The organism is Streptomyces collinus, assembly GCF_031348265.1.
GTDB classification, from domain to species: domain Bacteria; phylum Actinomycetota; class Actinomycetes; order Streptomycetales; family Streptomycetaceae; genus Streptomyces; species Streptomyces collinus.
This window is the reverse complement of sequence record NZ_CP133771.1, coordinates 2381314-2405911: the sequence shown is the minus strand read 5'-3', so window position 1 is coordinate 2405911 and position 24598 is coordinate 2381314. Positions and strand designations below refer to the sequence as shown.

At 70.3% G+C, this 24598-nt stretch carries 22 protein-coding genes and 1 riboswitch; of the genes, 12 read left to right on the top strand and 10 right to left on the bottom strand.

The window, feature by feature from the left end:
* Positions 1 to 17: 17 nt before the first annotated feature.
* A complete protein-coding gene (nadA, locus tag RFN52_RS10815; RefSeq protein ID WP_184845484.1) occupies positions 18 to 1202 on the bottom strand; it encodes a quinolinate synthase NadA in 1185 nt (394 codons plus the stop codon).
* A gap of 282 nt (positions 1203 to 1484) precedes the next feature.
* Between nadA and erpA the strand changes: the two genes are divergently transcribed.
* Positions 1485 to 1841 carry an iron-sulfur cluster insertion protein ErpA gene (gene erpA, locus RFN52_RS10810; protein ID WP_030837535.1) on the top strand — a complete coding sequence of 119 codons (357 nt, stop codon included), beginning with the start codon at positions 1485 to 1487 and terminating at the stop codon, positions 1839 to 1841.
* Between the two features lie 88 nt (positions 1842 to 1929).
* Here erpA and RFN52_RS10805 read toward each other — a convergent pair whose 3' ends face one another.
* Both RFN52_RS10805 and RFN52_RS10800 read right to left on the bottom strand, forming a co-directional pair.
* Complete coding sequence (locus RFN52_RS10805) at positions 1930 to 3909, bottom strand: hypothetical protein (RefSeq protein ID WP_311240930.1); 1980 nt, start codon at positions 3907 to 3909, stop codon at positions 1930 to 1932.
* 146 nt (positions 3910 to 4055) lie between these two features.
* The gene (locus RFN52_RS10800; protein WP_184845482.1) at positions 4056 to 4265 is read right to left on the bottom strand and encodes a hypothetical protein; all 210 of its coding nucleotides are present in this window, start codon (positions 4263 to 4265) and stop codon (positions 4056 to 4058) included.
* A gap of 132 nt (positions 4266 to 4397) precedes the next feature.
* Here RFN52_RS10800 and RFN52_RS10795 point away from each other — a divergent pair, with 132 nt between their 5' ends.
* Entirely contained in the window at positions 4398 to 5372 is a 975-nt protein-coding gene (locus RFN52_RS10795; protein ID WP_184845480.1) for a carbohydrate kinase family protein, read from the top strand.
* Between the two features lie 83 nt (positions 5373 to 5455).
* Here the strand turns inward: RFN52_RS10795 and RFN52_RS10790 are convergent, their stop codons facing one another.
* Positions 5456 to 6835: a cysteine desulfurase/sulfurtransferase TusA family protein gene (locus RFN52_RS10790; protein ID WP_184845478.1), complete on the bottom strand. Its 1380-nt coding sequence runs from the start codon at positions 6833 to 6835 to the stop codon at positions 5456 to 5458.
* Positions 6836 to 7122: 287 nt separating this feature from the next.
* On the opposite strand from RFN52_RS10790, the gene ctaC reads away from it, so the two are divergent.
* The 4 genes from ctaC to RFN52_RS10770 all read left to right on the top strand — a co-directional run bounded on the left by ctaC (position 7123) and on the right by RFN52_RS10770 (position 11601).
* On the top strand, positions 7123 to 8088 hold the full coding sequence (gene ctaC / locus RFN52_RS10785; protein ID WP_184845476.1) for an aa3-type cytochrome oxidase subunit II: 966 nt from the start codon (positions 7123 to 7125) through the stop codon (positions 8086 to 8088).
* Complete coding sequence (gene ctaD, locus RFN52_RS10780; RefSeq protein WP_184845474.1) at positions 8085 to 9821, top strand: aa3-type cytochrome oxidase subunit I; 1737 nt, start codon at positions 8085 to 8087, stop codon at positions 9819 to 9821. The genes ctaC and ctaD overlap by 4 nt, the downstream gene beginning before the upstream one ends.
* Complete coding sequence (locus RFN52_RS10775) at positions 9818 to 10216, top strand: cytochrome c oxidase subunit 4 (protein ID WP_107458433.1); 399 nt, start codon at positions 9818 to 9820, stop codon at positions 10214 to 10216. Before ctaD ends, RFN52_RS10775 begins: the two co-directional genes overlap by 4 nt.
* A gap of 131 nt (positions 10217 to 10347) precedes the next feature.
* A complete protein-coding gene (locus RFN52_RS10770; protein ID WP_184845472.1) occupies positions 10348 to 11601 on the top strand; it encodes a L,D-transpeptidase in 1254 nt (417 codons plus the stop codon).
* Positions 11602 to 11675: 74 nt separating this feature from the next.
* Here the strand turns inward: RFN52_RS10770 and RFN52_RS10765 are convergent, their stop codons facing one another.
* Positions 11676 to 12077, bottom strand: coding sequence for a response regulator (locus tag RFN52_RS10765; RefSeq protein ID WP_184845470.1), 402 nt, complete (start codon positions 12075 to 12077; stop codon positions 11676 to 11678).
* A gap of 145 nt (positions 12078 to 12222) precedes the next feature.
* Between RFN52_RS10765 and ctaE the strand changes: the two genes are divergently transcribed.
* From ctaE to RFN52_RS10735, 6 genes are all read left to right on the top strand, one after another.
* Complete coding sequence (ctaE, locus tag RFN52_RS10760; RefSeq protein ID WP_003989683.1) at positions 12223 to 12843, top strand: aa3-type cytochrome oxidase subunit III; 621 nt, start codon at positions 12223 to 12225, stop codon at positions 12841 to 12843.
* An 81-nt stretch (positions 12844 to 12924) separates the two neighbouring features.
* Positions 12925 to 13737 carry a cytochrome bc1 complex diheme cytochrome c subunit gene (gene qcrC / locus RFN52_RS10755; RefSeq protein ID WP_184845468.1) on the top strand — a complete coding sequence of 271 codons (813 nt, stop codon included), beginning with the start codon at positions 12925 to 12927 and terminating at the stop codon, positions 13735 to 13737.
* Positions 13734 to 14807 (top strand): cytochrome bc1 complex Rieske iron-sulfur subunit, encoded by a 1074-nt coding sequence (gene qcrA, locus RFN52_RS10750; RefSeq protein ID WP_184845466.1) that lies wholly within the window; start codon positions 13734 to 13736, stop codon positions 14805 to 14807. Before qcrC ends, qcrA begins: the two co-directional genes overlap by 4 nt.
* Positions 14804 to 16426: a cytochrome bc1 complex cytochrome b subunit gene (qcrB, locus tag RFN52_RS10745; protein ID WP_184845464.1), complete on the top strand. Its 1623-nt coding sequence runs from the start codon at positions 14804 to 14806 to the stop codon at positions 16424 to 16426. Before qcrA ends, qcrB begins: the two co-directional genes overlap by 4 nt.
* Before the next feature lie 136 nt (positions 16427 to 16562).
* The gene (gene trpD, locus RFN52_RS10740; RefSeq protein WP_184845462.1) at positions 16563 to 17627 is read left to right on the top strand and encodes an anthranilate phosphoribosyltransferase; all 1065 of its coding nucleotides are present in this window, start codon (positions 16563 to 16565) and stop codon (positions 17625 to 17627) included.
* Between the two features lie 74 nt (positions 17628 to 17701).
* Positions 17702 to 17818: riboswitch (SAM riboswitch) on the top strand.
* A 181-nt stretch (positions 17819 to 17999) separates the two neighbouring features.
* Positions 18000 to 19367, top strand: a complete 1368-nt coding sequence (locus tag RFN52_RS10735; RefSeq protein WP_184845460.1) for an aminotransferase class V-fold PLP-dependent enzyme — start codon at positions 18000 to 18002, stop codon at positions 19365 to 19367.
* Here the strand turns inward: RFN52_RS10735 and RFN52_RS10730 are convergent.
* The 5 genes from RFN52_RS10730 to RFN52_RS10710 all read right to left on the bottom strand — a co-directional run bounded on the left by RFN52_RS10730 (position 19322) and on the right by RFN52_RS10710 (position 24508).
* A complete protein-coding gene (locus RFN52_RS10730) occupies positions 19322 to 20515 on the bottom strand; it encodes a glycerate kinase (RefSeq protein ID WP_184845458.1) in 1194 nt (397 codons plus the stop codon). The two genes, RFN52_RS10735 and RFN52_RS10730, sit on opposite strands and share 46 nt — an antisense overlap.
* Positions 20516 to 20525: 10 nt before the next feature.
* The gene (locus RFN52_RS10725; protein WP_184845456.1) at positions 20526 to 21941 is read right to left on the bottom strand and encodes an SLC13 family permease; all 1416 of its coding nucleotides are present in this window, start codon (positions 21939 to 21941) and stop codon (positions 20526 to 20528) included.
* A gap of 140 nt (positions 21942 to 22081) precedes the next feature.
* Entirely contained in the window at positions 22082 to 22741 is a 660-nt protein-coding gene (locus RFN52_RS10720; RefSeq protein ID WP_184845454.1) for a response regulator transcription factor, read from the bottom strand.
* Positions 22738 to 24255 carry a sensor histidine kinase gene (locus RFN52_RS10715; protein ID WP_311240929.1) on the bottom strand — a complete coding sequence of 506 codons (1518 nt, stop codon included), beginning with the start codon at positions 24253 to 24255 and terminating at the stop codon, positions 22738 to 22740. The genes RFN52_RS10720 and RFN52_RS10715 overlap by 4 nt, the downstream gene beginning before the upstream one ends.
* Positions 24179 to 24508: a small secreted hydrophilic protein gene (locus RFN52_RS10710; RefSeq protein ID WP_184845450.1), complete on the bottom strand. Its 330-nt coding sequence runs from the start codon at positions 24506 to 24508 to the stop codon at positions 24179 to 24181. The genes RFN52_RS10715 and RFN52_RS10710 overlap by 77 nt, the downstream gene beginning before the upstream one ends.
* Positions 24509 to 24598: the final 90 nt, after the last annotated feature.

Below are 24598 nucleotides of genomic sequence, written 5' to 3'. Positions count from 1 at the left end.
GACGGACGGGGCCGGGGTTACGGCAGGGCCAGCATCCGCTCCAGGGCCAGCTTCGCGAAGGCCTCCGTCTCCTTGTCCACCTCGATGCGGTTGACGAGGTTGCCCTCGGCCAGCGACTCCAGGGCCCAGACCAGGTGGGGGAGGTCGATGCGGTTCATGGTCGAGCAGAAGCAGACCGTCTTGTCGAGGAAGACGATCTCCTTGCCCTCCGGCGCGAAACGGTTCGCCAGGCGACGGACCAGGTTCAGCTCCGTGCCGATGGCCCACTTGGAGCCGGCCGGCGCGGCCTCCAGGGCCTTGATGATGTACTCCGTCGAGCCGACGTAGTCCGCAGCGGCCACGACCTCGTGCTTGCACTCGGGGTGCACCAGGACGTTCACGCCGGGGATGCGCTCGCGCACGTCGTTCACCGAGTCCAGGCTGAAGCGGCCGTGCACCGAGCAGTGGCCGCGCCACAGGATCATCTTCGCCGCGCGCAGCTCGTCGGCCGTCAGGCCGCCGTTCGGCTTGTGCGGGTTGTAGAGGACGCAGTCCTCCAGGGACATGCCCATGTCGCGCACGGCGGTGTTGCGGCCCAGGTGCTGGTCGGGCAGGAAGAGCACCTTCTCGCCCTGCTCGAACGCCCAGTCCAGGGCCCGCTTGGCGTTGGACGAGGTGCAGATCGTGCCCCCGTGCTTGCCGGTGAACGCCTTGATGTCGGCGGAGGAGTTCATGTACGAGACGGGCACGACCTGCTCGGCTATCCCGGCCTCGGTCAGCACGTCCCAGCACTCGGCGACCTGCTCGGCCGTCGCCATGTCGGCCATCGAGCAGCCGGCGGCGAGGTCGGGCAGGACGACCTTCTGGTCCTCGGACGTCAGGATGTCCGCGGACTCCGCCATGAAGTGCACGCCGCAGAACACGATGTACTCGGCCTCCGGGCGGGCGGCCGCGTCGCGGGCCAGTTTGAACGAGTCACCCGTCACGTCGGCGAACTGGATGACCTCGTCGCGCTGGTAGTGGTGGCCGAGCACGAAGACCTTGTCCCCGAGCTTCTCCTTCGCCTTGCGGGCGCGCTCCACCAGGTCCGGGTCGGACGGCGAGGGCAGGTCGCCGGGACACTCCACGCCGCGCTCGCTCTTCGGGTCGGCCTCACGGCCGAGGAGCAGCAGGGCGAGGGGCGTCGGCTGTACGTCGAGCTCCTGGGTCTGGGCGGTGGTCACGACACGCACCCTTTCTGTTTCTGCGACTTTTCGTCGATTTGACGCTATCTATCATAACCGCTTCACGTCACTTTGACGATGGCCATAGCGTCGGTGTGACGTGAATCCCGGTGAGCCACCGTTCATTCCCGGGAAGACCCGGAAAGAGCCGTTTTCCGGTTCCCGGCGTGTGTGCGAGCATGAAAAGGAGCCGGGATCGAGAGCCCGGCCCGGAATGAATCCGCGGCCCCGCCGGTTGCAACCGTCGGCAAGCAGTCTCCGTACAACCCGGGAGAGATGTAGATGTCCGTATCGGACGAGACCAGCACCGTCACCGACGGCATCATCCTGACCGACGCCGCCGCGTCCAAGGTCAAGGCGCTGCTCGACCAGGAAGGCCGCGAGGACCTCGCGCTGCGCGTCGCCGTCCAGCCCGGCGGCTGCTCGGGCCTGCGCTACCAGCTCTTCTTCGACGAGCGCGCCCTCGACGGCGACGTCGAGAAGGACTTCGACGGTGTGAAGGTCGTCACCGACCGCATGAGCGCCCCGTACCTGGGCGGTGCCACGATCGACTTCGTGGACACCATCGAGAAGCAGGGCTTCACGATCGACAACCCGAACGCGACGGGCTCCTGCGCCTGCGGCGACTCCTTCAGCTGAGCCTGCCGAGCCGCTCCGGCGGCCGCGGACACGACGAAGGCGGCGGCCCCCTCCGACGGGGCCGCCGCCTTCGCGCTGTGTGCCGCTCCTACCGCTCCTGCGTCGGGGGAGCCGGCAGCCGCGCGCCCTCCTTGGCCAGCGGCACCGCCTTGCCGTCCGTGTTCACCACCGCCCGGTCACCGAGCGGCTCGTCCAGTTGGACGGTCTTCTGGAACTGCTTGGCGATCATGACGCAGACCTTGTCCGGCCACGGCGTCGACGTCACGGAGACCGTCACCTCGTCGCCCTTCTCGCTCGCCTTCACGTCGTAGTCGGCGCACACCCCGCCCGTGAAGGTCACCGTCAGCTCCGAGCCCTCGGCCCGGTAGCCGTCCACCTTCACCTCGCGCGGCCCGGGAGCCGAGGTCGGCCGGTCACTCGGCTCGCTCGGCTCGGGGGAGGCCAGGAACTTCGGCTCCACCGCCGGGTACGTCACCGTGAACGGGTCCTTCGCGCCCGGAGCCGTCACCTCGAACAGCCAGGACGGCACCAGCGCCTGCCGCCCGTCCACGACGTGCGCGGCCAGCCCGAACACCGCGTTCTGGACCGTGACCGTGTCCTGCTGAGGAGCGCCGCTCGACGGCTGCTCGCAGGGCTGCTCCAGCCGGTCCTTCAGCGGCACGGGACTCGCGCAGCCGCCGATGCCCATCCGGTGGTCGCTCTTCGGCTGCCCCTCCATCAGCTCCAGCGCCTTCTCCGCGCCGACCACGGGGTACGTGTCGCCCTTCACCGGCGTCTTCAGCTGTCCGCTGCCGCCGACGACCTCGCCGTCGGAGCCGACCGTGATCCCGGTCGTCCAGCCGTGCGTGGGCAGCCCGCCGATCTCCGGGGAGGCGTTCACCATCCGCTGGGCTCCCATGACCTGGCTCGCGTCGACCTTCGCGTCGTCCTGACCCAAGGCCTTCAGCACCGGCGCCGCGGCCTTCTGCGCCGCGTCCTCGCCCACCGGGGTGCCGCCGGGCTGCGGGGCGGTGCAGGTGTCGGTGCCCTTGCAGTCGTCGGTGCCCGGGGCGTAGCGGGTGAACGTCCAGGCGCCCGGCGCCTCCCGGTTCACCTGCAGACTGGGCCCCGACCCGTCCTGGCCCCCGATCTTCCAGGCCTCGCCCTGTGCCACCGGCGACCCCTCGACCCCGAGGGCCTTCGCCAGCCGGGCCACCTCCGCCTTCGTGACCTCGCCCTGCGCCCGGTACACCGGCGCCTTGCCGGGACCGTCGGGGAGGGTGCCGTCGACCCGATAGGTGGCGCCGTAGGGGTTGGGCTCGCCGGGCGCGATGCCGTTGCCGTCGCCCGCCGTGGACTCCGAGTAGCCGTCGAGCGCGAGCGGCGGGGGAGTGTCGTCCCCACCGGGTGCGCCGGTCGTCGTACCGCCGCCCGACCCGCTGGACGCGTTGGAGGCGAGCCAGGCCCCGCCACCGCCGATCAGCAGCACGGCTGCGGCGACGGAGGCGATGATCGCGGGCGTACGGGAGCGGCCACCGCCGTGACGGACCAGGTCGTCTTCGTCCCTGGGGAGGTCGCCCACCGGTACCGGGGTGGCAGCGGGGCGGGCTTTTTCCTCGACGCCCCCGGCTTCCGCGGCGGCTTTCCGCTCGCCCCCGGCTTCTGCGGCGGTTTCCCGCTCGCCCTCGTCCTGCCGGTCCCCGGGCGGACCCGTGGTCCCGGCTTCCGGTGCGCCCTGCTCGTCTGCTGCCGGGGCCGCCTTGCCCTCGCTGCCCCCATCGGCCGGTGCGTCCTCATCCGGCGTGTGAGAGGCCTCGGCGGCCTCAGAAGCCTCGGTGGCCTTGGTGACCTCGGAGGTCTCGGCGGCCTCGGTGACTTCGGAGGTCTCGTCCGAGTCAGCGGCATCCGGCGACACCTCGGCCCCGGTGGACACCTCGGCCCCGGCCGGCCCCTCGGCCTCTGCCGACGCCCCGGCCTCCGCCGGGGTTGCGGCGTCCGCCGTACCCGGCTCCTCGACCTCCGGGGCGTCGGCGGTGGCGCCGGCCGCTTCCCTGGCGTCGTCGTCGTTGTCGGGTCGCTCGGTGTTCACCGCATCGCTCCTTCGGCTGCACAGCTGTCCCATGGGACCCGGCCCGTCACCTACGGGCCCGCTGGTGGGTCGTATCCCGCCTCCCCTTTACGGGGGACAGCGATGGGACGCAGCGGGGGAGCACACGGTTCCCGCGTGTGCGCCGTTCAGTCCCCGTAGTCCTCCATGGCGTCGAGCAGCCGGGCCGACGCGGGGGGTACGGACACGCCGTGGATCAGGGCAGGGGAGACCGGCCGCGAGGCGGCCCGGGCGGGGACCGCCCAGTGCGGAGCCATGCGCGCCCCGTCCCCGGGCAGCGATGCCAGATCGCCTTCGAGATCGACCGGAACGGGTGCATGGACCTTGATGTTCGTCATAGCGGCACCGTATGCACGGTCGAGCTCACGGAGAAAGATCTACTATCGGGTAGTTTCGATGGCTTCAGAGCGGCCCCGCCCACCCGATAGCGTGAACTGTCAAGGTCCGCCTCCCTCAGGAGAATCCACGCCGTGCGCATCGCAGTCACCGGCTCCATCGCCACCGACCACCTCATGACCTTCCCCGGCCGCTTCGCCGACCAGCTCGTAGCGGACCAGCTGCACACGGTCTCGCTGTCGTTCCTGGTCGACAAGCTCGACGTCCGCCGCGGCGGCGTCGCCGCGAACATCGCGTTCGGCATGGGGCAGCTCGGCACCCGCCCGGTCCTGGTCGGCGCCGCGGGCGCGGACTTCGACGAGTACCGCGCCTGGCTGGAGCGGCACGGCGTCGACACCGACTCCGTCCGCATCTCCGACACGCTGCACACCGCCCGTTTCGTGTGCACGACCGACGCCGACCACAACCAGATCGGCTCCTTCTACACCGGCGCCATGAGCGAGGCCCGCCTCATCGAGCTGAAGACCGTCGCCGACCGCGTCGGCGGCCTCGACCTGGTCTCCATCGGCGCCGACGACCCCGAGGCCATGCTCCGCCACACCGAGGAGTGCCGCTCCCGGTCCATCCCGTTCGCCGCCGACTTCTCCCAGCAGATCGCCCGGATGGACGGCGAGGAGATCCGCATCCTGCTGGACGGGGCGACGTACCTCTTCTCCAACGAGTACGAGAAGGGCCTCATCGAGACCAAGACCGGCTGGAGCGACGAGGAGATCCTGTCCCGCGTCGGCCACCGCGTCACCACCCTGGGCGCGCGCGGTGTACGCATCGAGCGGGCCGGCGAGGACCCGATCGAGGTCGGCACGCCGGACGAGGAGCGCAAGGCCGACCCGACGGGCGTCGGCGACGCCTTCCGCGCGGGCTTCATGTCGGGCCTGGCCTGGGGCGTCTCCCTGGAGCGGGCCGCGCAGATCGGCTGCATGCTGGCGACCCTCGTCATCGAGACGGTGGGGACGCAGGAGTACCAGCTGCGGCGCGGGCACTTCATGGAGCGGTTCACCAAGGCGTACGGGGACGAGGCGGCGGAAGAGGTCCGGGGGCACCTCGGCTGATCCGCCGTCCGCGGGAGCGTGGGGGCTGGTCGCGCCCCGCGGCGGCAGCCGCATGGCGGCACAGCCCCGCGCCCCTGAGTGACTCAGGTAGCCCGGCGGACCACGTACGCCGTTCCTCGGTCCGCCGGCTCCTCGCCCACGTACTCCTGGTTTCGCATCTCGCACCATGCCGGGATGTCCAGGCGGGCCGCCTCGTCGTCCGACAGGACCCGGACCAGGCCGCCCACGGGGACATCACCGATGACCTTGGCCAGCTCGATCACCGGGATCGGGCAGCGCTTGCCGAGGGAGTCGACGACCAGGATGTCCTCCTCGCGGACCACCTCCGAGGCGACCGGCGCGCCCAGCTTCTCCCGCACGGCCGACACGGCCCCGGGAAGGACGGCCAGGAACCTCTCCACATCCTCCTCGGCCGCCCCGAACGGCAGCGAAACCCGCACATTGCCCTCACTCAGCACGCCCATCGCCCGCAGCACATGGCTCGGCGTCAGCGTGCTGCTCGTGCAGGACGATCCGGACGAAACCGAGAAGCCCTCCCGGTCCAGCTCGTGCAGCAGCGCCTCCCCGTCGACGTAGAGACAGGAGAAGGTGACGACCCCGGGCAGCCGGCGCACCGGGTCGCCGACGACCTCGACGTCGGGCACCAGCCGTGGCACCCGGGCCCGGATCCGGTCCGTCAGCTCCCGCAGGCGCACGGCCTCCTCGGCCGCCTCGGCCCGCACGGCCCGCAGCGACGCGGCCGCCGCCACGATCGCCGGGATGTTCTCGAAGCCGGGCGCCCGCCCCGACTCCCGCTCGTCCACCGGCCCTTGCGCCGCGAACCGCACGCCCTTGCGGACCACGAGCAGACCGACGCCGGACGGCCCGCCCCACTTGTGCGCACTGGCCGTCAGCAGCGACCAGCCCCCGTCCACCGGCCCCCACCCGAGCGACTGCGCCGCGTCCACCAGCAACGGCACCCCGGCCGCCCGGCACACCTCGGCCACCGCCCCGACCGGCTGCTCGGTCCCCACCTCGTGATTGGCGGACTGGAGGCACGCCAGCGCGGTGTCCGCGCGCAGGGCGTCACCGTAGGCCGCCGGGTCCACCAAGCCACCGCGGTCCACGGCGACCTGGGTGACGCTCCCCCCGGCCGCCTCCAGGACCTCCGCCGAATGCAGTACAGAGGAGTGTTCGACAGCGGACACGATCAGGTGACGTCCGATCCGCCTCCGCCCGGCCAGCGCCCCGGCAATCCCCGTGTGCACGGCGCGGGTTCCGGACGAGGTGAAGGCCAGCTCGTCCGGCCGGCAGCCCACCGCCTCGGCGGCGGCCTCCCGCGCGGCGTCCAGCAGCACCCGGGCCCGCCGCCCTTCCCGGTACAGACGCGCGGGATCCGCCCACCCTTCGTCGAGCGAGGCCTGCAGGGCCTGCCGGGCGACGGGATGAAGCGGAGCAGCGGAAGCAGCATCGAAGTAGGCCACACAGCAACGCTAGAACGTCCCCGGGCGAGGCGTACCTCAGGGGCGCGGGGCTGTGACATCTGCGGCTCCGCCGCGGGGCGCGAACAGCCACAAACGGACCGCAGCCGCCAATTCAGCGAACCACCCGGGTGAGTAGGCACCCCTCCCCGAGAACCCCCGGAGGGCGTCGGCTAGGGTTTGGTCCGCATAAACATCCAAACCCCTGCCCGACGCAGGGCCGCGACCGACCAGCGAGAAGGCCAGGCCGCAGCCGATCCGCGCGGGCGAGACTCTCGGGAAGGCGCTACGTGAGTCCCAACGGCTCCGACCGCTCGCCGCGGCGCCCGATGCGGCGGAAGCTGCTGCAGGCACTGACCGCGGGCCTGGTCTTGGCGACAGCCACCGGTTGCTCGTACAACTGGGAAGACTTCCCCCGCCTTGGTATGCCCACCCCGACCACGGAAGAGGCTCCGCGGATCCTCTCCCTGTGGCAGGGGTCCTGGGCGGCTGCGCTCGCCGTCGGCGTGCTGGTGTGGGGTCTGATCCTGTGGAGTGCTTTCTTCCACCGGCGCAGCCGCACCAAGGTCGAAGTTCCTCCGCAGACCCGGTACAACATGCCCATCGAGGCGCTGTACACGGTGGTCCCGCTCATCATCGTCTCGGTGCTGTTCTACTTCACCGCCCGTGACGAGTCCGAGCTGCTCAGCCTCAAGAAGAAGCCCGACGTCACGGTCAACGTGGTCGGCTTCCAGTGGAGCTGGTGCTTCAACTACATCGAGCCCGTCGCGGGTTCCACCGGTGACGCCAAGACCTCCAAGGACCTGGACGCCATCCCGGACCGCTTCAAGAAGGCGTTCCCGGACAACGCGGGCGGCGTCTACGACTGCGGCACCCCCGGCACGCGGAACCCGCAGACGGGCAACCCGGGCCCGACCCTGTGGCTGCCCAAGGGCAAGACGGTCCGCTTCGTCCTCACCTCGCGTGACGTCATCCACTCCTTCTGGGTGGTGCCGTTCCTCATGAAGCAGGACGTCATCCCGGGCCACACCAACGCCTTCGAGGTGACCCCCAACAAGGAGGGCACCTTCATGGGCAAGTGCGCCGAGCTCTGCGGCGTCGACCACTCTCGGATGCTGTTCAACGTGAAGGTCGTCTCCCCCGAGCGCTACGAGCAGCACCTCAAGGACCTCGTGGACAAGCAGCAGAACGGTTACGTTCCTGCCGGCATCGCGCAGACGAGCCACGAGAAGAACCGGGAGACGAACAACCTGTGAGCATCCTCAACGAACCCCAGGGTGCCGCGGCAGCAGGGTCCCACTACCAGGACGAGCTGCCGGTCAGGCGCCAGAACCGCGGCAGTGTCGTGGTCAAGTGGCTGACGACGACGGACCACAAGACGATCGGCACGCTGTACCTGGCCACGTCGTTCGCGTTCTTCGTCATCGGCGGCGTGATGGCGCTGCTCATGCGCGCCGAGCTCGCCCGGCCCGGCCTGCAGATCATGTCGAACGAGCAGTTCAACCAGGCGTTCACGATGCACGGCACGATCATGCTGCTGATGTTCGCGACGCCGCTGTTCGCCGGCTTCGCGAACTGGATCATGCCGCTGCAGATCGGCGCGCCGGACGTGGCGTTCCCGCGGCTGAACATGTTCGCCTACTGGCTGTACCTGTTCGGCTCGCTCATCGCGGTGGGCGGCTTCCTCACCCCGCAGGGCGCGGCCGACTTCGGCTGGTTCGCCTACAGCCCGCTCTCGGACGCGGTCCGCTCCCCGGGCATCGGCGCCGACATGTGGATCATGGGTCTGGCCTTCTCCGGCTTCGGCACGATCCTCGGCTCGGTCAACTTCATCACCACGATCATCTGCATGCGCGCCCCGGGCATGACGATGTTCCGCATGCCGATCTTCACCTGGAACGTGCTGCTGACCGGTGTCCTGGTCCTGCTCGCCTTCCCGGTCCTGGCCGCGGCCCTGTTCGCCCTGGAGGCGGACCGCAAGTTCGGTGCTCACATCTTCGACTCCGCCAACGGCGGGGCCTTGCTGTGGCAACACCTCTTCTGGTTCTTCGGCCATCCAGAGGTGTACATCATCGCCTTGCCGTTCTTCGGCATCATCTCCGAGGTCATCCCGGTCTTCTCCCGTAAGCCGATGTTCGGTTACACGGGTCTGATCGGCGCGACGATCGCGATCGCGGGCCTGTCCGTGACGGTGTGGGCGCACCACATGTACGTCACCGGCGGTGTGCTGCTGCCGTTCTTCTCCTTCATGACGTTCCTCATCGCCGTACCGACCGGTGTGAAGTTCTTCAACTGGATCGGCACGATGTGGAAGGGCTCGCTGTCCTTCGAGACACCGATGCTCTGGGCGACGGGCTTCCTGATCACCTTCACCTTCGGTGGTCTGACCGGCGTCATCCTGGCCTCGCCGCCGATGGACTTCCACGTCTCCGACTCCTACTTCGTGGTGGCCCACTTCCACTACGTCGTCTTCGGCACCGTGGTGTTCGCGATGTTCTCCGGCTTCCACTTCTGGTGGCCGAAGTGGACCGGCAAGATGCTGGACGAGCGTCTCGGCAAGATCACCTTCTGGACGCTGTTCATCGGCTTCCACGGCACGTTCCTGGTCCAGCACTGGCTGGGCGCCGAGGGCATGCCGCGCCGGTACGCCGACTACCTGGCGGCCGACGGCTTCACCGCGCTGAACACGATCTCGACGATCAGCTCGTTCCTGCTCGGCATGTCGATCCTGCCGTTCTTCTACAACGTGTGGAAGACGGCCAAGTACGGCAAGCCGGTCGAGGTCGACGACCCGTGGGGTTACGGCCGCTCCCTGGAGTGGGCGACCTCCTGCCCGCCGCCGCGGCACAACTTCATCACCATGCCGCGGATCCGCAGCGAATCCCCGGCGTTCGACCTGCACCACCCGGAGATCGCTGCTCTCGACCAGCTCGAGAACGTCGGTCACGGCGAGAAGTCCCTCGCTGGCGGCAAGGAGGCCGGCAAGTGAAGATCCAGGGCAAGATGTTCATGTGGCTGAGCGTCTTCGTGCTCGTCATGGCGGTCGTCTATGGCGTGTGGTCGAAGGAGCCGGCCGGCACCACGGCCCTCTTCCTGGCCTTCGGCCTGTGCATCATGATCGGCTTCTACCTCGGCTTCACGGCCAAGCGGGTCGACGTGGGCGCACAGGACAACAAGGAGGCGGACGTCGCGGACGACGCCGGCGAGGTCGGGTTCTTCAGCCCGCACAGCTGGCAGCCGCTCTCCCTGGCCATCGGTGGCGCCCTCGCCTTCCTGTCGATCGCGATCGGCTGGTGGCTGATGTACTTCTCGCTGCCGATCATCCTGATCGGCGTCTGGGGCTGGGTGTTCGAGTACTACCGCGGTGAGAACCGCACCCAGTAACACGCGCCGAGCGCTTGAGGGGCCCGGACACTCCGTGAGGAGCGTCCGGGCCCCTGCTTTTGGCGTAATGCGTGTCACTCGTACGGTTCGCTCGGCGTGCCGCTGTTGACGCTGCTTCCTAGCGTGAGCTCATGAGCCACACAGCGATATCCCGCCCCCGCACCGTCGTCGGCTGCACACTGCTGGTGATCGCCCTCTGCGCGGGCGTCAGCGCCTGCGGCTCCGACGGCAACCCCCTGGCCGCCCGCCCCTACGACGCGGCGGACCAGGTCTCCTTCAACGGCCCCTCGGAAGGCCGTAAGAAGGCCGACCCGGACAAGCCCCTGGAAGTCGTCGAGGACTCCGACGGGCGCATCACGGACGTCACCGCCCACGACGCCTCAGGACGCTACGTGGCGGGCGAACTCGCCGCCGACGGCAGCCGTTGGCACAGCACCTCCCCGCTCGCCGCGAACGCCAGCTACACGGTCCGCGTGAGCACCGAGGACGAGGACGGGGCGCCCGGCCGCAAGGTCGTCACCTTCGACACCGGCAAGCCCACCACCAAGAAGAGCCTGAACGTGACCTTCGGACCCAAGGCGGGCACCTACGGCGTCGGCCAGCCCGTCACGGCGGAGCTGAGCCAGCCCGTCAAGGACAAGGCCCAGCGGGCCGTCGTGGAACGCGCCCTCAAGGTCTCCTCGGCGCCCTCCACGGACGGCGCCTGGCACTGGGTGGACGACAAGAAGCTCCACTACCGCCCGAAGGACTACTGGCCCGCCCAGGCCACCGTCCAGGTCCGCAGCAACCTGGAGGGCATCAAGATCGGCGACCGGATGTGGGGCGGCAAGGCCAAGCCGCTGACCTTCACCACCGCGGACAAGCTCATAGCCGTCACGGACGCCGCCGCCCACCAGATGACCGTCTACAAGAACGACGAGGTCGTCCGGCAGATACCGGTCACCACGGGCATGCCCGGCTACGACACCCGCAACGGCGTCAAGGTCGTCCTGGCCAAGGAGGGCACCGTCCGCATGACCAGCGCCAGCATCGGCGCCTCGGACTTCTACGACCTCATGGTGCACCACTCGGTCCGGGTCACCAACAGCGGCGAGTACGTCCACGCCGCCCCCTGGTCCGTCGGCTCCCAGGGCTACGCCAACGTCAGCCACGGTTGCACCGGCATGAGCACCGAGAACGCCGCCTGGTTCTACGACACCGTCCGCGAGGGCGACATCGTCAAGGTCGTGAACTCCGGCGGCGACATGATGGCCCCCTTCGGCAACGGCTTCGGCGACTGGAACCTCGACTGGGCGAAGTGGCGCACCGGCAGCGCGCTGGTCGGCGGCACCCCGGACGGCCCCGCAGAGGCCGACAGGGCCCGTCTACGCCCTCAGAGCGTCTGACCTGAGGGGCGCGGGGAACTGCGCGACAAGCCACAGGGCACCCGCACCCGCCGACGAACGAATGGCCCCGCCCCCTAGGCGTTCAAAGCCGCCCTCTCCCGCAGCAGTGAAGCCAACGCGGCAGCGAACTCCACCGGCTCCACCGGCAGGGTCACCGCGGACTCGGCCCGGCTCCAGGTCGCCAGCCAGGCGTCCTGGGGCCGCCCGATCAGCAGCAGCACCGGCGGGCAGTCGAACACCTCGTCCTTGATCTGCCGGCAGAGGCCCATCCCCCCCATCGGCACGGCCTCGCCGTCCAGCACACAGACGTCGATCCCACCCCGGTCCAGCTGTTCGAGCACCGCGGCCGGAGTCGCGCACTCCACGAACTCCACCACGGGAACGTCCGGAGCCGGCCTCCGTCCCGTGGCGAGCCGCACCTGCTCGCGGGTGTTGGAGTCGTCGCTGTAGACCAGCACCGTGGCGGTCGGCTGCATTGTTCCTCCGTGACGTCAGCGTCGTAAGGACAGGCCCGTTGGGCCGGATGCTACTCCCTTGAACACCACGTCAACACCGGTACGACCGGCGAAGACACTCCGAACGGCACCCCCCGGAGTGAGGGCGGGATAAGCGACCGACATAATGTCGGTCGTGGCGACAGCAACGACAGTAGAAACCGGGCACGCGCACCCGTCGGTCAACCGGCCGAACCTCACCAGCGTCGGAACCATCATCTGGCTGAGTTCCGAGCTGATGTTCTTCGCGGCCCTCTTCGCGATGTACTTCACCCTGCGATCGGTGACGGGTCCCGATCACTGGAAGGAGATGGCTGCCCATCTCAACTTCCCGTTCTCGGCGACGAACACCACCATCCTGGTGCTCTCCTCGCTCACCTGCCAGCTCGGCGTCTTCGCCGCCGAGCGCGGTGACGTGAAGAAGCTCCGGATGTGGTTCATCGTCACGTTCGTGATGGGTGCGATCTTCATCGGCGGTCAGGTCTTCGAGTACACGGAGCTGGTCAAGGACGCGGGCCTGTCCCTGTCCTCCGACCCGTACGGCTCGGTGTTCTACCTGACCACCGGCTTCCACGGCCTGCATGTGACGGGCGGTCTCATCGCCTTCCTGCTGGTCCTGGGCCGGACCTACGCGGCCAGTAGGTTCACCCACGAGCAGGCGACGGCCGCGATCGTCGTGTCCTACTACTGGCACTTCGTCGATGTCGTCTGGATCGGTCTCTTCGCCACGATCTACATGATCAAGTAGCAGGGCCCGCATCCGCGCGTGCTCGACGAAGCGCGCATCCCAGAAGCATCGACGCAGAAGATCCTGACACCGGGGTAATCCGTGAAAAAGCTCTCCGCACGACGACGCCACCCGTTGGCGGCGCTCGTCGTCCTACTCCTCGCGCTGGCATGCACCGGGGGGCTGTACGCCGTGTTCGCACCCGCGGACAAGGCACAGGCCGACGAAACCGCCCAGTCCCTCACCATCGAGGAGGGCAAGAAGCTCTACGCCGTCGGCTGCGCCAGTTGCCACGGCACCGGCGGTCAGGGCACCTCCGACGGGCCGAGCCTGGTGGGTGTGGGCGCCGCGGCCGTCGACTTCCAGGTGGCCACGGGCCGTATGCCGGCCGCCACCTCCCAGGGTCCCCAGGTCCCGGAGAAGAAGAACATCTACTCGCAGGCCGAGATCGACCAGCTCGCGGCGTACATCGCCTCGCTGGGCGCCGGCCCGTCGGTCCCGACGGAGGAGCAGTACGGCCCCGAGGGTGCCGACATCGCCAAGGGCGGTGAGCTGTTCCGCACCAACTGCGCGCAGTGCCACAACTTCACCGGCAAGGGCGGCGCGCTGACGCACGGCAAGTACGCGCCGACCCTCGAGGGCGTCTCCCCGAAGCACATCTACGAGGCCATGCAGACCGGCCCGCAGAACATGCCGTCCTTCCCCGACACCACGCTGTCGGAGAAGAACAAGAAGGACATCATCGCGTACCTCGACGCGGTCAACAGCGAAAAGACCGAGAGCCCCGGCGGCCTCGAACTGGGTGGCCTCGGGCCGGTCAGCGAGGGCCTGTTCGGCTGGATCTTCGGTCTCGGCGGTCTGATCGCCGTCGCCGTGTGGGTCGCCGCCCGGACCGCAAAGGCCAAGAAGTCATGAGTAGCCAAGACATTCCAGAAGAGAACCTGCCTGCCGCGCAGTCCGCAGGACATGACGAGCACGGGCACGGCGCGGTGAGCGTCGCGGACGACAAGCACCCGTTCGCCGACCCGGGCCTGCCGCCCCACGAGCACCGGATCCAGGACGTCGACGAGCGGGCCGCCAAGCGCTCGGAGCGCTCGGTCGCCCTGATGTTCACGATGTCGATGCTGGCCACGGTCGCCTTCATCGCCTCGTTCGTGGCGATCCCGGTCGACAAGTCGGTCTTCATCTGGCCGCTCGGTCACATCAGCGCCCTGAACTTCGCGCTGGGCATGACGCTCGGCATCGCGCTGTTCTGCATCGGCGCGGGCGCCGTCCACTGGGCACGCACCCTGATGTCGGACGTGGAGGTCGCCGACGAGCGGCACCCGATCGAGGCGACGCCCGAGGTCCGCGAGAAGGTCTTCGCGGACTTCAATCAGGGCGCCAAGGAATCCGCGCTCGGCCGCCGCAAGCTGATCCGCAACACGATGCTCGGCGCGCTCACGCTGGTGCCGCTCTCCGGCGTCGTGCTGCTGCGCGACCTCGGCCCGCTGCCCGGCACGAAGCTCCGCCACACGCTGTGGTCCAAGGGCAAGCTGCTCGTCAACATGAACACGAACGAGCCGCTGCGTCCGTCCGATGTCGCGGTCGGTTCGCTGACCTTCGCCAAGCCCGAGGGCCTGGAGGAGCACGACCACGACTTCCAGAACGAGATCGCCAAGGCCGCCCTGATGATCGTCCGGATCCAGCCGGAGGACATCAAGGACAAGCGCGAGCTCGAGTGGTCGCACGAGGGCATCGTCGCGTACTCGAAGATCTGCACCCACGTCGGTTGCCCGATCTCCCTGTACGAGCAGCAGACGCACCACGTGCTCTGCCCCTGCCACCAGTCCACCTTCGACCTCTCCGACGGTGCCCGAGTGATCTTCGGTCCCGCCGGTCACGCCCTGCCGCAGCTCCGCATCGGCGTGAACGACGAGGGCTACCTCGAGGCGCGCGGCGACTTCGACGAGCCCGTCGGCCCTGCATTCTGGGAGCGCGGATGAGCACTGCACAGACACGCCGCAAGGCGCCCGCGGGTGAGCGGGTCGCCGACTGGGCCGACGGCCGCCTCGGGATCTACTCCCTGGCCAAGGCCAACATGCGCAAGATCTTCCCGGACCACTGGTCCTTCATGCTGGGTGAGATCTGCCTCTACAGCTTCATCATCATCATCCTCACGGGTGTGTACCTGACGCTGTTCTTCCACCCGTCGATGAACGAGGTGGAGTACCACGGCAGTTACGTCCCGCTCCAGGGGCAGCTGATGTCGGAGGCGTTCGCCTCCACGCTGGACATCAGCTTCGACGTCCGCGGCGGTCTGCTCATCCGGCAGATCCACCACTGGGCGGCGATCATCTTCCTCGCCGGCATGTTCGTGCACATGATGCGCGTCTTCTTCACCGGCGCGTTCCGCAAGCCGCGCGAGATCAACTGGATGTTCGGCTTCCTGCTGTTCGTCCTGGGCATGTTCACCGGCTTCACCGGCTACTCGCTCCCGGACGACCTGCTCTCCGGCACCGGTGTCCGCTTCACGCAGGGCGCGATCCTGTCCGTGCCGATCGTGGGCACGTACATCTCGATGTTCCTGTTCGGCGGGGAGTTCCCGGGCACCGACTTCGTCGCCCGGTTCTACTCGATCCACATCCTGCTGCTGCCGGGCATCATGCTCGGGCTCGTGGTCGGCCACCTGATCCTGGTCTTCTACCACAAGCACACCCAGTTCGCGGGTCCCGGCCGCACCAACAAGAACGTCGTCGGCATGCCGCTGCTGCCGGTCTACATGGCCAAGGCCGGAGGCTTCTTCTTCCTGGTCTTCGGTGTCATCTCGGCCCTCGCCGCGATCGCGACGATCAACCCGATCTGGGTCCTCGGCCCGTACCGGCCCGACCAGGTGTCGACCGGCGCCCAGCCCGACTGGTACATGGGCTTCGCCGAGGGTCTCATCCGTGCGATGCCCGGCTGGGAGATCAACCTCTGGGGCCACACGCTCGTCCTGGGTGTGTTCATCCCGCTGGTGCTGTTCGGCGTGTTCCTCGGGATCATCGCCCTGTACCCGTTCATCGAGTCGTGGGTCACCGGGGACAAGCGCGAGCACCACATCCTGGACCGGCCGCGCAACGCCCCGACCCGCACCGGCGTCGGTGTCGCGTGGGTCACCGGCTACATCATCATGCTGATCGGCGGTGGCAACGACATCGTCGCCACGCACTTCCATCTGTCGATCAACGCGGTGACCTGGTTCGTCCGGATCGGATTCTTCGTCGGACCGGTCCTCGCCTTCATCGTCACCAAGCGCATCTGCCTCGGGCTGCAGCGCCGGGACAAGGAGAAGGTGCTGCACGGCCGCGAGTCGGGCATCATCAAGCGCCTGCCGCACGGTGAGTTCATCGAGGTGCACGAGCCGCTCAGCCAGGAGCAGATGTACACGCTCACGGCGCACGAGCAGTACCAGCCGGCCGAGATCGGCCCGACGGTCGACGAGAACGGTGTCGAGCGCAAGGTGAAGGGTTCCGAGAAGCTGCGCGCCAAGCTCAGCGACGCCTACTACGGCGAGGGCGCCCAGATCCCGAAGCCCACCGCCGAGGAGTACCGGGAGATCACGAGCGGCCACGGCCACCACTGATCACTGCTTCGCCACGCCACACGAAGGCCCCGTCCGATCACCGGACGGGGCCCTTCGTCATGCCCCCGGCTGGATAGGGTGGACCCCGTTGAGACTCTCGTCCCGTAGTGCGGGACGCCTGACCCTGGAGCGGCTTATGAGCGCTGTGACCCCCGCTGGAGGCGACACCGCGGCGGGCCGCTCCTGGCCCCAGCTGTTGAACGGCCTGCTGGACGGCAGGCACCTGAGCGCGGACGACACCGCCTGGGCGATGGACCGGATCATGCGCGGCGAGGCGACCGAGGCGCAGATCGCCGGGTTCGTCGTGGCGCTGCGCGCCAAGGGCGAGACCGTCGAGGAGATCAACGGCCTGGTCCGCACGATGTACGCGCACGCCAACGTGATCGAGGTGCCCGGGGCGACGGTCGACATCGTCGGGACGGGCGGTGACGGCGCGAAGACGGTCAACATCTCCACGATGTCCTCGATCGTCGTCGCCGGCACCGGCGCGAAGGTCGTCAAGCACGGCAACCGTGCCGCGTCCTCGGCGTCCGGGGCCTCCGACGTGCTGGAGAAGCTCGGCGTCAACCTGGAGCTGCCCCTGCACCGGGTGACGGAGGTCGCCGAGGAGGCCGGGATCACCTTCTGCTTCGCGGTGAAGTTCCACCCGGCGCTGCGGCACGCGGGCGCCGCCCGCGGCCAGTTGGGCATCCGTACGGTGTTCAACGCCCTCGGCCCGCTCACCAACCCGGCCCGGGTCCGCGCCCAGGCGGTCGGTGTGGCGGACCCGCGCATGGCGCCGATCGTCGCGGGCGTCTTCGCCGAGCGCGGCAACTCCTCCCTGGTCTTCCGGGGCGACGACGGCCTGGACGAGCTGACCACCACGGCCACGTCCCGGGTGTGGATCGTCCGGGGCGGCGAGGTGACCGAGGAGGCCTTCGACCCGCGTGACGTCGGCCTCGAACTGGTCCCCGTGGAGGCGCTGCGCGGCGCGGACGCCTCCTACAACGCCGAGGTCGCGCGGCGGCTCCTGGACGGGGAGACGGGGCCGGTGCGGGACGCGGTGGTGCTGAACTCGGCGGCGGCCCTGGTCGCCCTGGAGCCCACCGCCGCGCCACTGACCGAGCAGATCCGCGCCGGGATGGTGAAGGCGGCCGAGTCGATCGACTCGGGCGCCGCGAAGCGCACGCTGGAGCGCTGGGTGGCCGCCAGCAACAGGTAGGGAACCACGGACGGCGTCCCGCGATCCGGACTCGGGTTGCGGGACGCCGATCTTTTCGCGTACGTTCCTGATCAGGTCATGAGTGACAGTCATGAGGCCCCGGCCGACTGTCCGGCAACCCTCCGTCCGTGGCGGGGTGCCCCGGGTGAAGACCAGGCCGCAGGCAGCGAGGTCTGTGGCAAGCGCGGACCCCTCGCACGCTTTTGAAAAGTGTGGGGCCAGGGGTCCTGGTCGTCGAGGAGCTCTCCCGTGAATCAGCGAATGCGATAGGGCCGCAGAGCCCCGCCTCCGCATCCCTCTTTCCTTCACCCCCCCCGCTGGTAGCCGTACCGGCTCGCGGGCGGATTCCACCTGCCTTCACGGGAGTTCACCATGTCCGTCTCCACCGTTGCCGCCGCCCCGTCCGTTTGTGCCCCGCTGCCCGTTCTGGGCCGAGATGTCACCGTGCCGCTCGTGACCGGTGGCGAGGTCACCTACGCAGCCCTCGACTACGCCGCCAGCGCCCCGGCGCTCCAGCGGGTCTGGGACGACGTCGCCGCCTACGCGCCCTACTACGGCAGCGTCCACCGCGGCGCCGGGTACCTCTCCCAGCTCTCCACCGACCTGTTCGAGAACGCCCGCCGGACCGTCGCCGAGTTCCTCGACTGCCGCGAGGACGACCAGGTCGTGTTCACGCGGTCGACGACCGACTCCCTCAACCTCCTCGCCGCCGCCCTCCCCGCCGACTGCCGGGTCTTCGTCTTCGAGACCGAGCACCACGCCTCTCTGCTGCCGTGGCGCGGCGCCCAGGTCACCTACCTCGACGCCCCGCGCAGCCCCCGCGAGGCCGTCGAGACCCTGGAGCGCGCCCTCGCCGACCGCGACCCCTACGGCCCGGCCCTCGTGTGCGTCACCGGCGCCTCGAACGTCACCGGTGAGCTGTGGCCCGTACGGGAGCTCACGGCCGCCGCGCACGCCCACGGTGCGCGCATCGTGCTGGACGCCGCGCAGCTGGCCCCGCACCACCAGGTGTCCGTCGCCGGCCTCGACGTCGACTGGGTCGCCTTCTCCGGGCACAAGCTGTACGCGCCCTTCGGCTCTGGCGTCCTGGCCGGGCGGGCCGACTGGCTGCGCGCGGCCGAGCCGTACCTCGCGGGCGGCGGCGCCAGCCGCAAGGTCAGCCGGCGCCAGGACGGGGGAGTGGACGTGGAGTGGCACGACAGCGCCGCCCGCCACGAGGCCGGGTCGCCCAACGTCATCGGCGCTTATGCCCTCGCCTCGGCCTGCAAGGCGCTGACCGAGGCCGGTTTCGACACCCTCGTCGCCCGTGAGCAGTACCTGGTCCGTGCCGTGCGGGAGGGGCTCGCCGACGTCCCCGAGGTGCGGTTCCTGTCCCTCTTCGGGGACGACGCGCCGCGCGTCGGCGTGCTCTCCTTCGTCGTGGAGGGCTGGAACAGCTCGCACTTCGCCGCCGCCCTGTCCGCCGAGTACGGCATCGGCGTACGGGACGGGCTGTTCTGCGCCCACCCGCTGGTGCGCACGCTGCTCGGCAGCGACCCGCAGTCGCAGGGCGCGTGCGGGTCGCCGGAGGCAGCGCCCGGGGAGAAGTCGCTCAACGCCATCCGGGTCAGCTTCGGGGCGGGCACGCCCGACGAGCACGTGGAGCGGTTCGTGCGGGCCGTCAGGGAGCTCGTGACGGACGGGGCGAAGTGGAACTACCGCACCGAGGACGGGCGCTGCGTGCCGGACACCTCCGCCTGAACCGGCAGCCGGGTGCCCAGGACGATCATCCGCAGGGCGCGCTCGGTGGCGTCCGTGAGGAGCTCACTCCCGCGCAACAGGGCCTCGGCCAGCTCCATCGGGGCGGGCAGGATGCCGTGGCAGGCGTCCACGCCCGGCACCTCGCCCGCGCCCTCGCCGAGCGTGCCGGCCAGGGCCAGGACGGGCCGGCCGTGGAGTTTGGCGCGGCGGGCCACCTCGGCGGGGACCTTGCCACGCGGCGTCTGGAGGTCCAGGGCGCCCTCGGCGGTGACGACCAGGTCGGCGCGGGCCAGCCGGGCGTCCAGGTCCAGGTGGTCCAGCAGCACGTCGAAGCGGGGGAGCAGCCGGGCGCCCAGGGCGGCCAGCCCCGCCCCCAGGCCGCCGGAGGCTCCCGTACCGGGCCCGGAGCGCAGGTCGCTGTCCGGCACGGCGGCATCGCGGGTGAGGACGAACGCCCAGTTCTCCAGGGCCGCCGACAGCTCCTCCACCTGCGCGGGGGTCGCGCCCTTCTGCGGGCCGAAGACCCGGGCCACGCCCCGCTCGCCGCACAGCACGTTGTACGGGTTGCAGGCGACGAGCAGCTCCACCTCCGTGAGCCGGGGGTCCAGGCCGGTGGGGTCGATGCGGTGCAGGCGCGTCAGCTCCCGGCCGCCCCTGGGGAGTTCGCGCCCGTCCGCGTCCAGCAGTCGCGCCCCGAGCGCCTGGAGGGCGCCCGCGCCCCCGTCCGAGGTGCCCGAGTCGCCGCAGCCGACGAGGATCCGCCGGGCGCCCGTGTCGAGGGCGGCGCGGATCAGCTCGCCGACGCCGTACGTGGTCGTGGCACCCGGGTCGCGCAGGCCGTGCGGGACGAGCGAGAGGCCCGCGACCGCCGCCATCTCCACCACCGCGGTGTCCCCGCCGCCGAGGAGGGCGAAGTGCGCGGCGATGGTCTGCCCGACCGGGCCGGTCGCCGCGGTGGTGACGATCCGGCCCCCGGTCGCGGCGGCCAGGGCCAGAGCCGTGCCCTCACCGCCGTCCACCAGCGGGACGAGGTCGATGTCGGCGCCGGGCAGGACCCGGCGTACGCCAGCCGCGATGGCCTCGGCGGCGGCCTCGGCGGACAGGGACTCCTTGAAGCCGCTGGGGGCTACGACGACACGGTTCAGCACGGAAGGCTCCTCAACGGGTGACGGACACGCCGAGCAGCGGCCACACCGCGACGGCGAAGAACAGGACGAGCGCGGCGGTCAGCGGCGCCAGGACGGCGGACAGCCGCAGCAGGTCGCGCGGGGCGTAGGTCGGGGTGCCGGGGAGCTGCGCGAAGAGCGTGACCGGCTTGGCCGAGGCGGGCAGGGTGTGGCAGAAGCCCGCGGCGGCGGTCGAGGCGAGGGCGGCGGCGACCGGGTTGACCCCGACGCCGGCGGAGGCGGCCACGACCAGCGGCACCAGCACCGACGAGCGGGCCGAGCGGGACTGCAGGACCAGATGGGCCGCGGTGCTGACGGTGATCACGACCGCCAGGAACACCATCGGGGACGCGCCGGCCGGCAGCCCGGAGACCAGCCACTTCGCCGCTCCCGAGTCGGCGAGCGCCACCCCCATCGCCATCGTCGCGGCCATGAACAGCAGCAACGACCAGGGGACGGTCTTCAGCGCGTCCTTCAGGCGCACGGTGCCGAGGGCGGGCGAGGCGGCGATGACCGCGCCGATCAGCGCGACCAGGGCCGGCGGCACGCGGTGCAGCGGCTCACTGCACCACAGGGCGATCACGGTGGCCAGCAGCAGGACGCAGCGCTTCTCGGCCTGGCTCCAGGGGCCGGTGACCGGCTGTTCGCTGTGCCGCTGGATCTGCTCGGGGGTGATGTGGACGGGGCCGGTGCGGTCCGCGCGCCGGGTCGTCGTCAGCAGGACCAGCTCCGCGGCCAGGTGGGAGGAGGCCACGGCCAGCGGCAGGCCCAGCAGCAGCCACTGCGTGAAGCCGATGTGCTGTCCGGTCGTCTCCCACAGCACCGACACCGTGATCAGATGGGCTCCCGCGCCGATCAGCGTCGCCACCGCCGACAGCAGGATCACGGTCGGGAACAGCAGGGCCAGCATCACGACCAGTCGCCTCCGGTCGGCCAGGACCTTGGCGAGGGCGAGGAAGACCGGCAGCGCGAGCGCGGCCCGGCCGGAGGTGGCGGGCACCGCGAACGCCGTGACGACCAGGGCGGCCGTCGTCAGGTGCACGAGCTGCCGGACGGTGCGCGCCCCGCTCACCAGGAACACCGCCGCCCGCCCCGCGAGCCCGGTCCGGCTCACCGCGGCCGCCAGCACGAACGCGCAGATCAGCAGCCACACCGTGTCATCACCGAGCGTGCCGAACAGGGTGTCGCTGCTGATCACCCCGGTCACCGTGAGCGCGAGCCCGGCGCCGAGCGCGATGTAGGTGTCGTCGATCGACGTCCCGATCCACGCGCAGGTCGCGAGGACGAACACGACGAGCGTGAGCCGGGCGTCGCCGCCGAGTCCCGGGAAGTTTGTGGGGACGGCAAGGAGCGCGCACATGGACAGGGCGACGCACAAGGCGGTGGTGGTTCGGAGGTTCAGCGTCACACCATCGAGGATTTTCCCGGGCAGTGAGTCGTTGATGAGTTCCACATGAAGGAACTTTCAGGTGCGGTACCTCAGGGGCGCGGGGAACTGCGCGCCAAGCCACGGAAAACCCGCACCCGGCGACGGCGCTCAAGTGGCACTCACGCCAACCGGTACCCCATCCCCCGCACCGTCTCCACCCGCTCCGCCCCCAGCTTCTTCCGCAGCGTCCGCACGTACACGTCCACGATGTTGGACCCCGGATCGAAGTCGTAGCCCCACACGTGGGACAGGATCTGTTCCCGCGACAGCACCTGCCCCGGATGCCGCAGGAACAGTTCCAGCAGCACGAACTCACGAGCCGTCAGATCGACCGTCCGCTCCCCGGACCGCGCACGCCTGGTGCGGAGATCGAGGCTCAGGGAGCCCGACCTGAGCACCGTCACCTCCGGCGCCCGGGCCGCCGTCCGCAGCCGCAGCCGCACCCGGGCGAGCAGCTCCTCGAACCGGAACGGCTTGGTCATCCAGTCGTCGGCGCCGCCCTCCAGACCGGCCACCGTGTCCCGTACGGAGTCCCGCGCGGTCAGCACGATCACCGGCACCGACACCCGCGCCTCGCGCAGCTCCCGCAGGACCGTGAAGCCGTCCCGGCCGGGCAGCCCGATGTCCAGGACGACGAGGTCGAAACCGCCGGTCAGGGCGTACTCGTAGCCCGCGTCGCCGTCGCTGACGACGGTCGTGGTGAAGCCGTTGGAGCGCAGGCCCTTCTCCACGAAGGAGGCGATGCGCTCCTCGTCCTCGACGATGAGGATGCGGTTCACGAGGGGTCCCCTTCCGGTGCCCGGGGTGCGTTCAGGACGAGGGCGAAGGTGGCGCCGCCCCCGGGTGTGCCGTGCAGCCGGACCCGGCCCCGGTGCCCCTCGGCGATCGCCTTGACGATGGACAGCCCGAGTCCGGCGCCGGAACCCCGGGCACCCCGGCGGGCAGTACCGCGCCGGAAGCGCTCGAAGATCACCTCGACGTCCTGCGGCTGCACACCGGGCCCCGAGTCGGCCACGTACAGCTCCAGGTCCGGGCCGTCGGTGCGGGAGCCGATGCGGATGGTCTGGCCGGGCGTGGTGTGCTGCACGGCGTTCTGCGCGAGCTGCACCATGGCCTGGGTGATCCGCTGCGGATCCAGTCCGGCCTCCAGGTCGGCGACCCCGTCGAGCTGCCAGTCGCGGTCGCCCAGGGTGCGGGCCTTGACGTAGACGTCGGCGGTGAGTTCGGCGACCTGGACCGGCTCGGGGCAGACGAAGTCGGGGCGTTCGGCCTTGGCGAGCAGCAGCAGATCCTCGACGATGCGGCTCATCCGGTCCAGCTCGTCGGTGACCAGCCGGACGGTCTCCTCGCGTTCGGCCGGGTCGTCGCCCATGACCTCCAGGTGCCCGCGCACGATGGTGATGGGGGTGCGCAGCTCGTGGCCGGCGTCGTCGACGAATTCGCGCTGTGCGGCGAAGGCCCGCTCCAGCCGGTCGAGCATGCCGTTGAACGTCTCGGCGAGCGCCGCTATGTCGTCGTGGCCGTGCACCGGGATCCGGCGGGTGAGGTCCTGCTCGGTCAGCTGCGCCGCCGCGGCGCGCACCACCCGCACCGGTTTGAGGATCCGCCCGGCGACCGCCCAGGCGATGCCGACGGTCAGCAGCAGGGCCACTCCGGAGATGCCGAGCAGCGTGCGGAACACGCTGTTGACCCGGGCCTGCTCGCGCTCCGGGTGGAACGCCACGACGAACGCGGCGTCCGGCGCCCGGCCCGGCCGGCCCACGGTGACTTTCGCCCAGCGGATCTCGCCCTGCGGCCGGTCGAGCACGCCGGAGGAGTCGGGGGAGCCGAAGATGCGGGCCCGGGCCCCGGGGTCCTCGTGCAGGGGCAGGGCGACGGGCAGGTCGTGCGGCTGGCGGATCTGCCGGGGGCCGGTGCCCGCCCGGCCGACCAGGCCGATCAGCTCCTCGTCCGCGTCGGGGTACTGCCGCTCCAGGAACACCGTCAGCAGCCGGTCCGCGTCGGTGAACGGGCGGCCCGTGCGCGGATCCCCGCCGCGCTCCACGAAGTTCGCGAACTCGCCGGTCTCCTGGGTGAGCAGGCGGTTGATGCGGTGGTCGACGTCCCGCAGCAGGAACGAGCGGGTGGTCATGGCCACCGCGGCGAGCGCGAGCGCCATCACGAGCAGCAGCCACAGCAGGATCCGGACCCGGGCGGAGACCCGCCGGCCGCCGGTGTCAGCCGTCGGAGCCGGGGCCGTCGTCGTCGCCCGGTCCGTCGTCTCCGGTGCCCTGGCCGTGGTCGTCGTCGTCATCGTCACCCGCTGAGCTGTCGGTCACCGGAGGCCGCGAGACGACCTCGTCACCCGGTGTGGCGCCGGGCGGTGTGGCCTTCTGGGAGGGCCGGAGGGTGGAGGTGGGCGTGGGCGAGCGGTGGTCCAGCTCGACCTGCTGGGAGGGCACCCGGGGCGACGCGGGGCTGTCCGCGAGCGCGTAGCTGGTCGCGGCGATGCCCAGCGGGATCAGCACGACGGCGGACAGGGCCGCCATCCGGCGAGAGAAAACCATGGGCCCGATCCTGCGGACGGAACCCGGGGAGCGGGATGAAGCCCGGATGAAGAACTCCTCATCCGGGACCCGGCGGGCAGGACGGGGCCG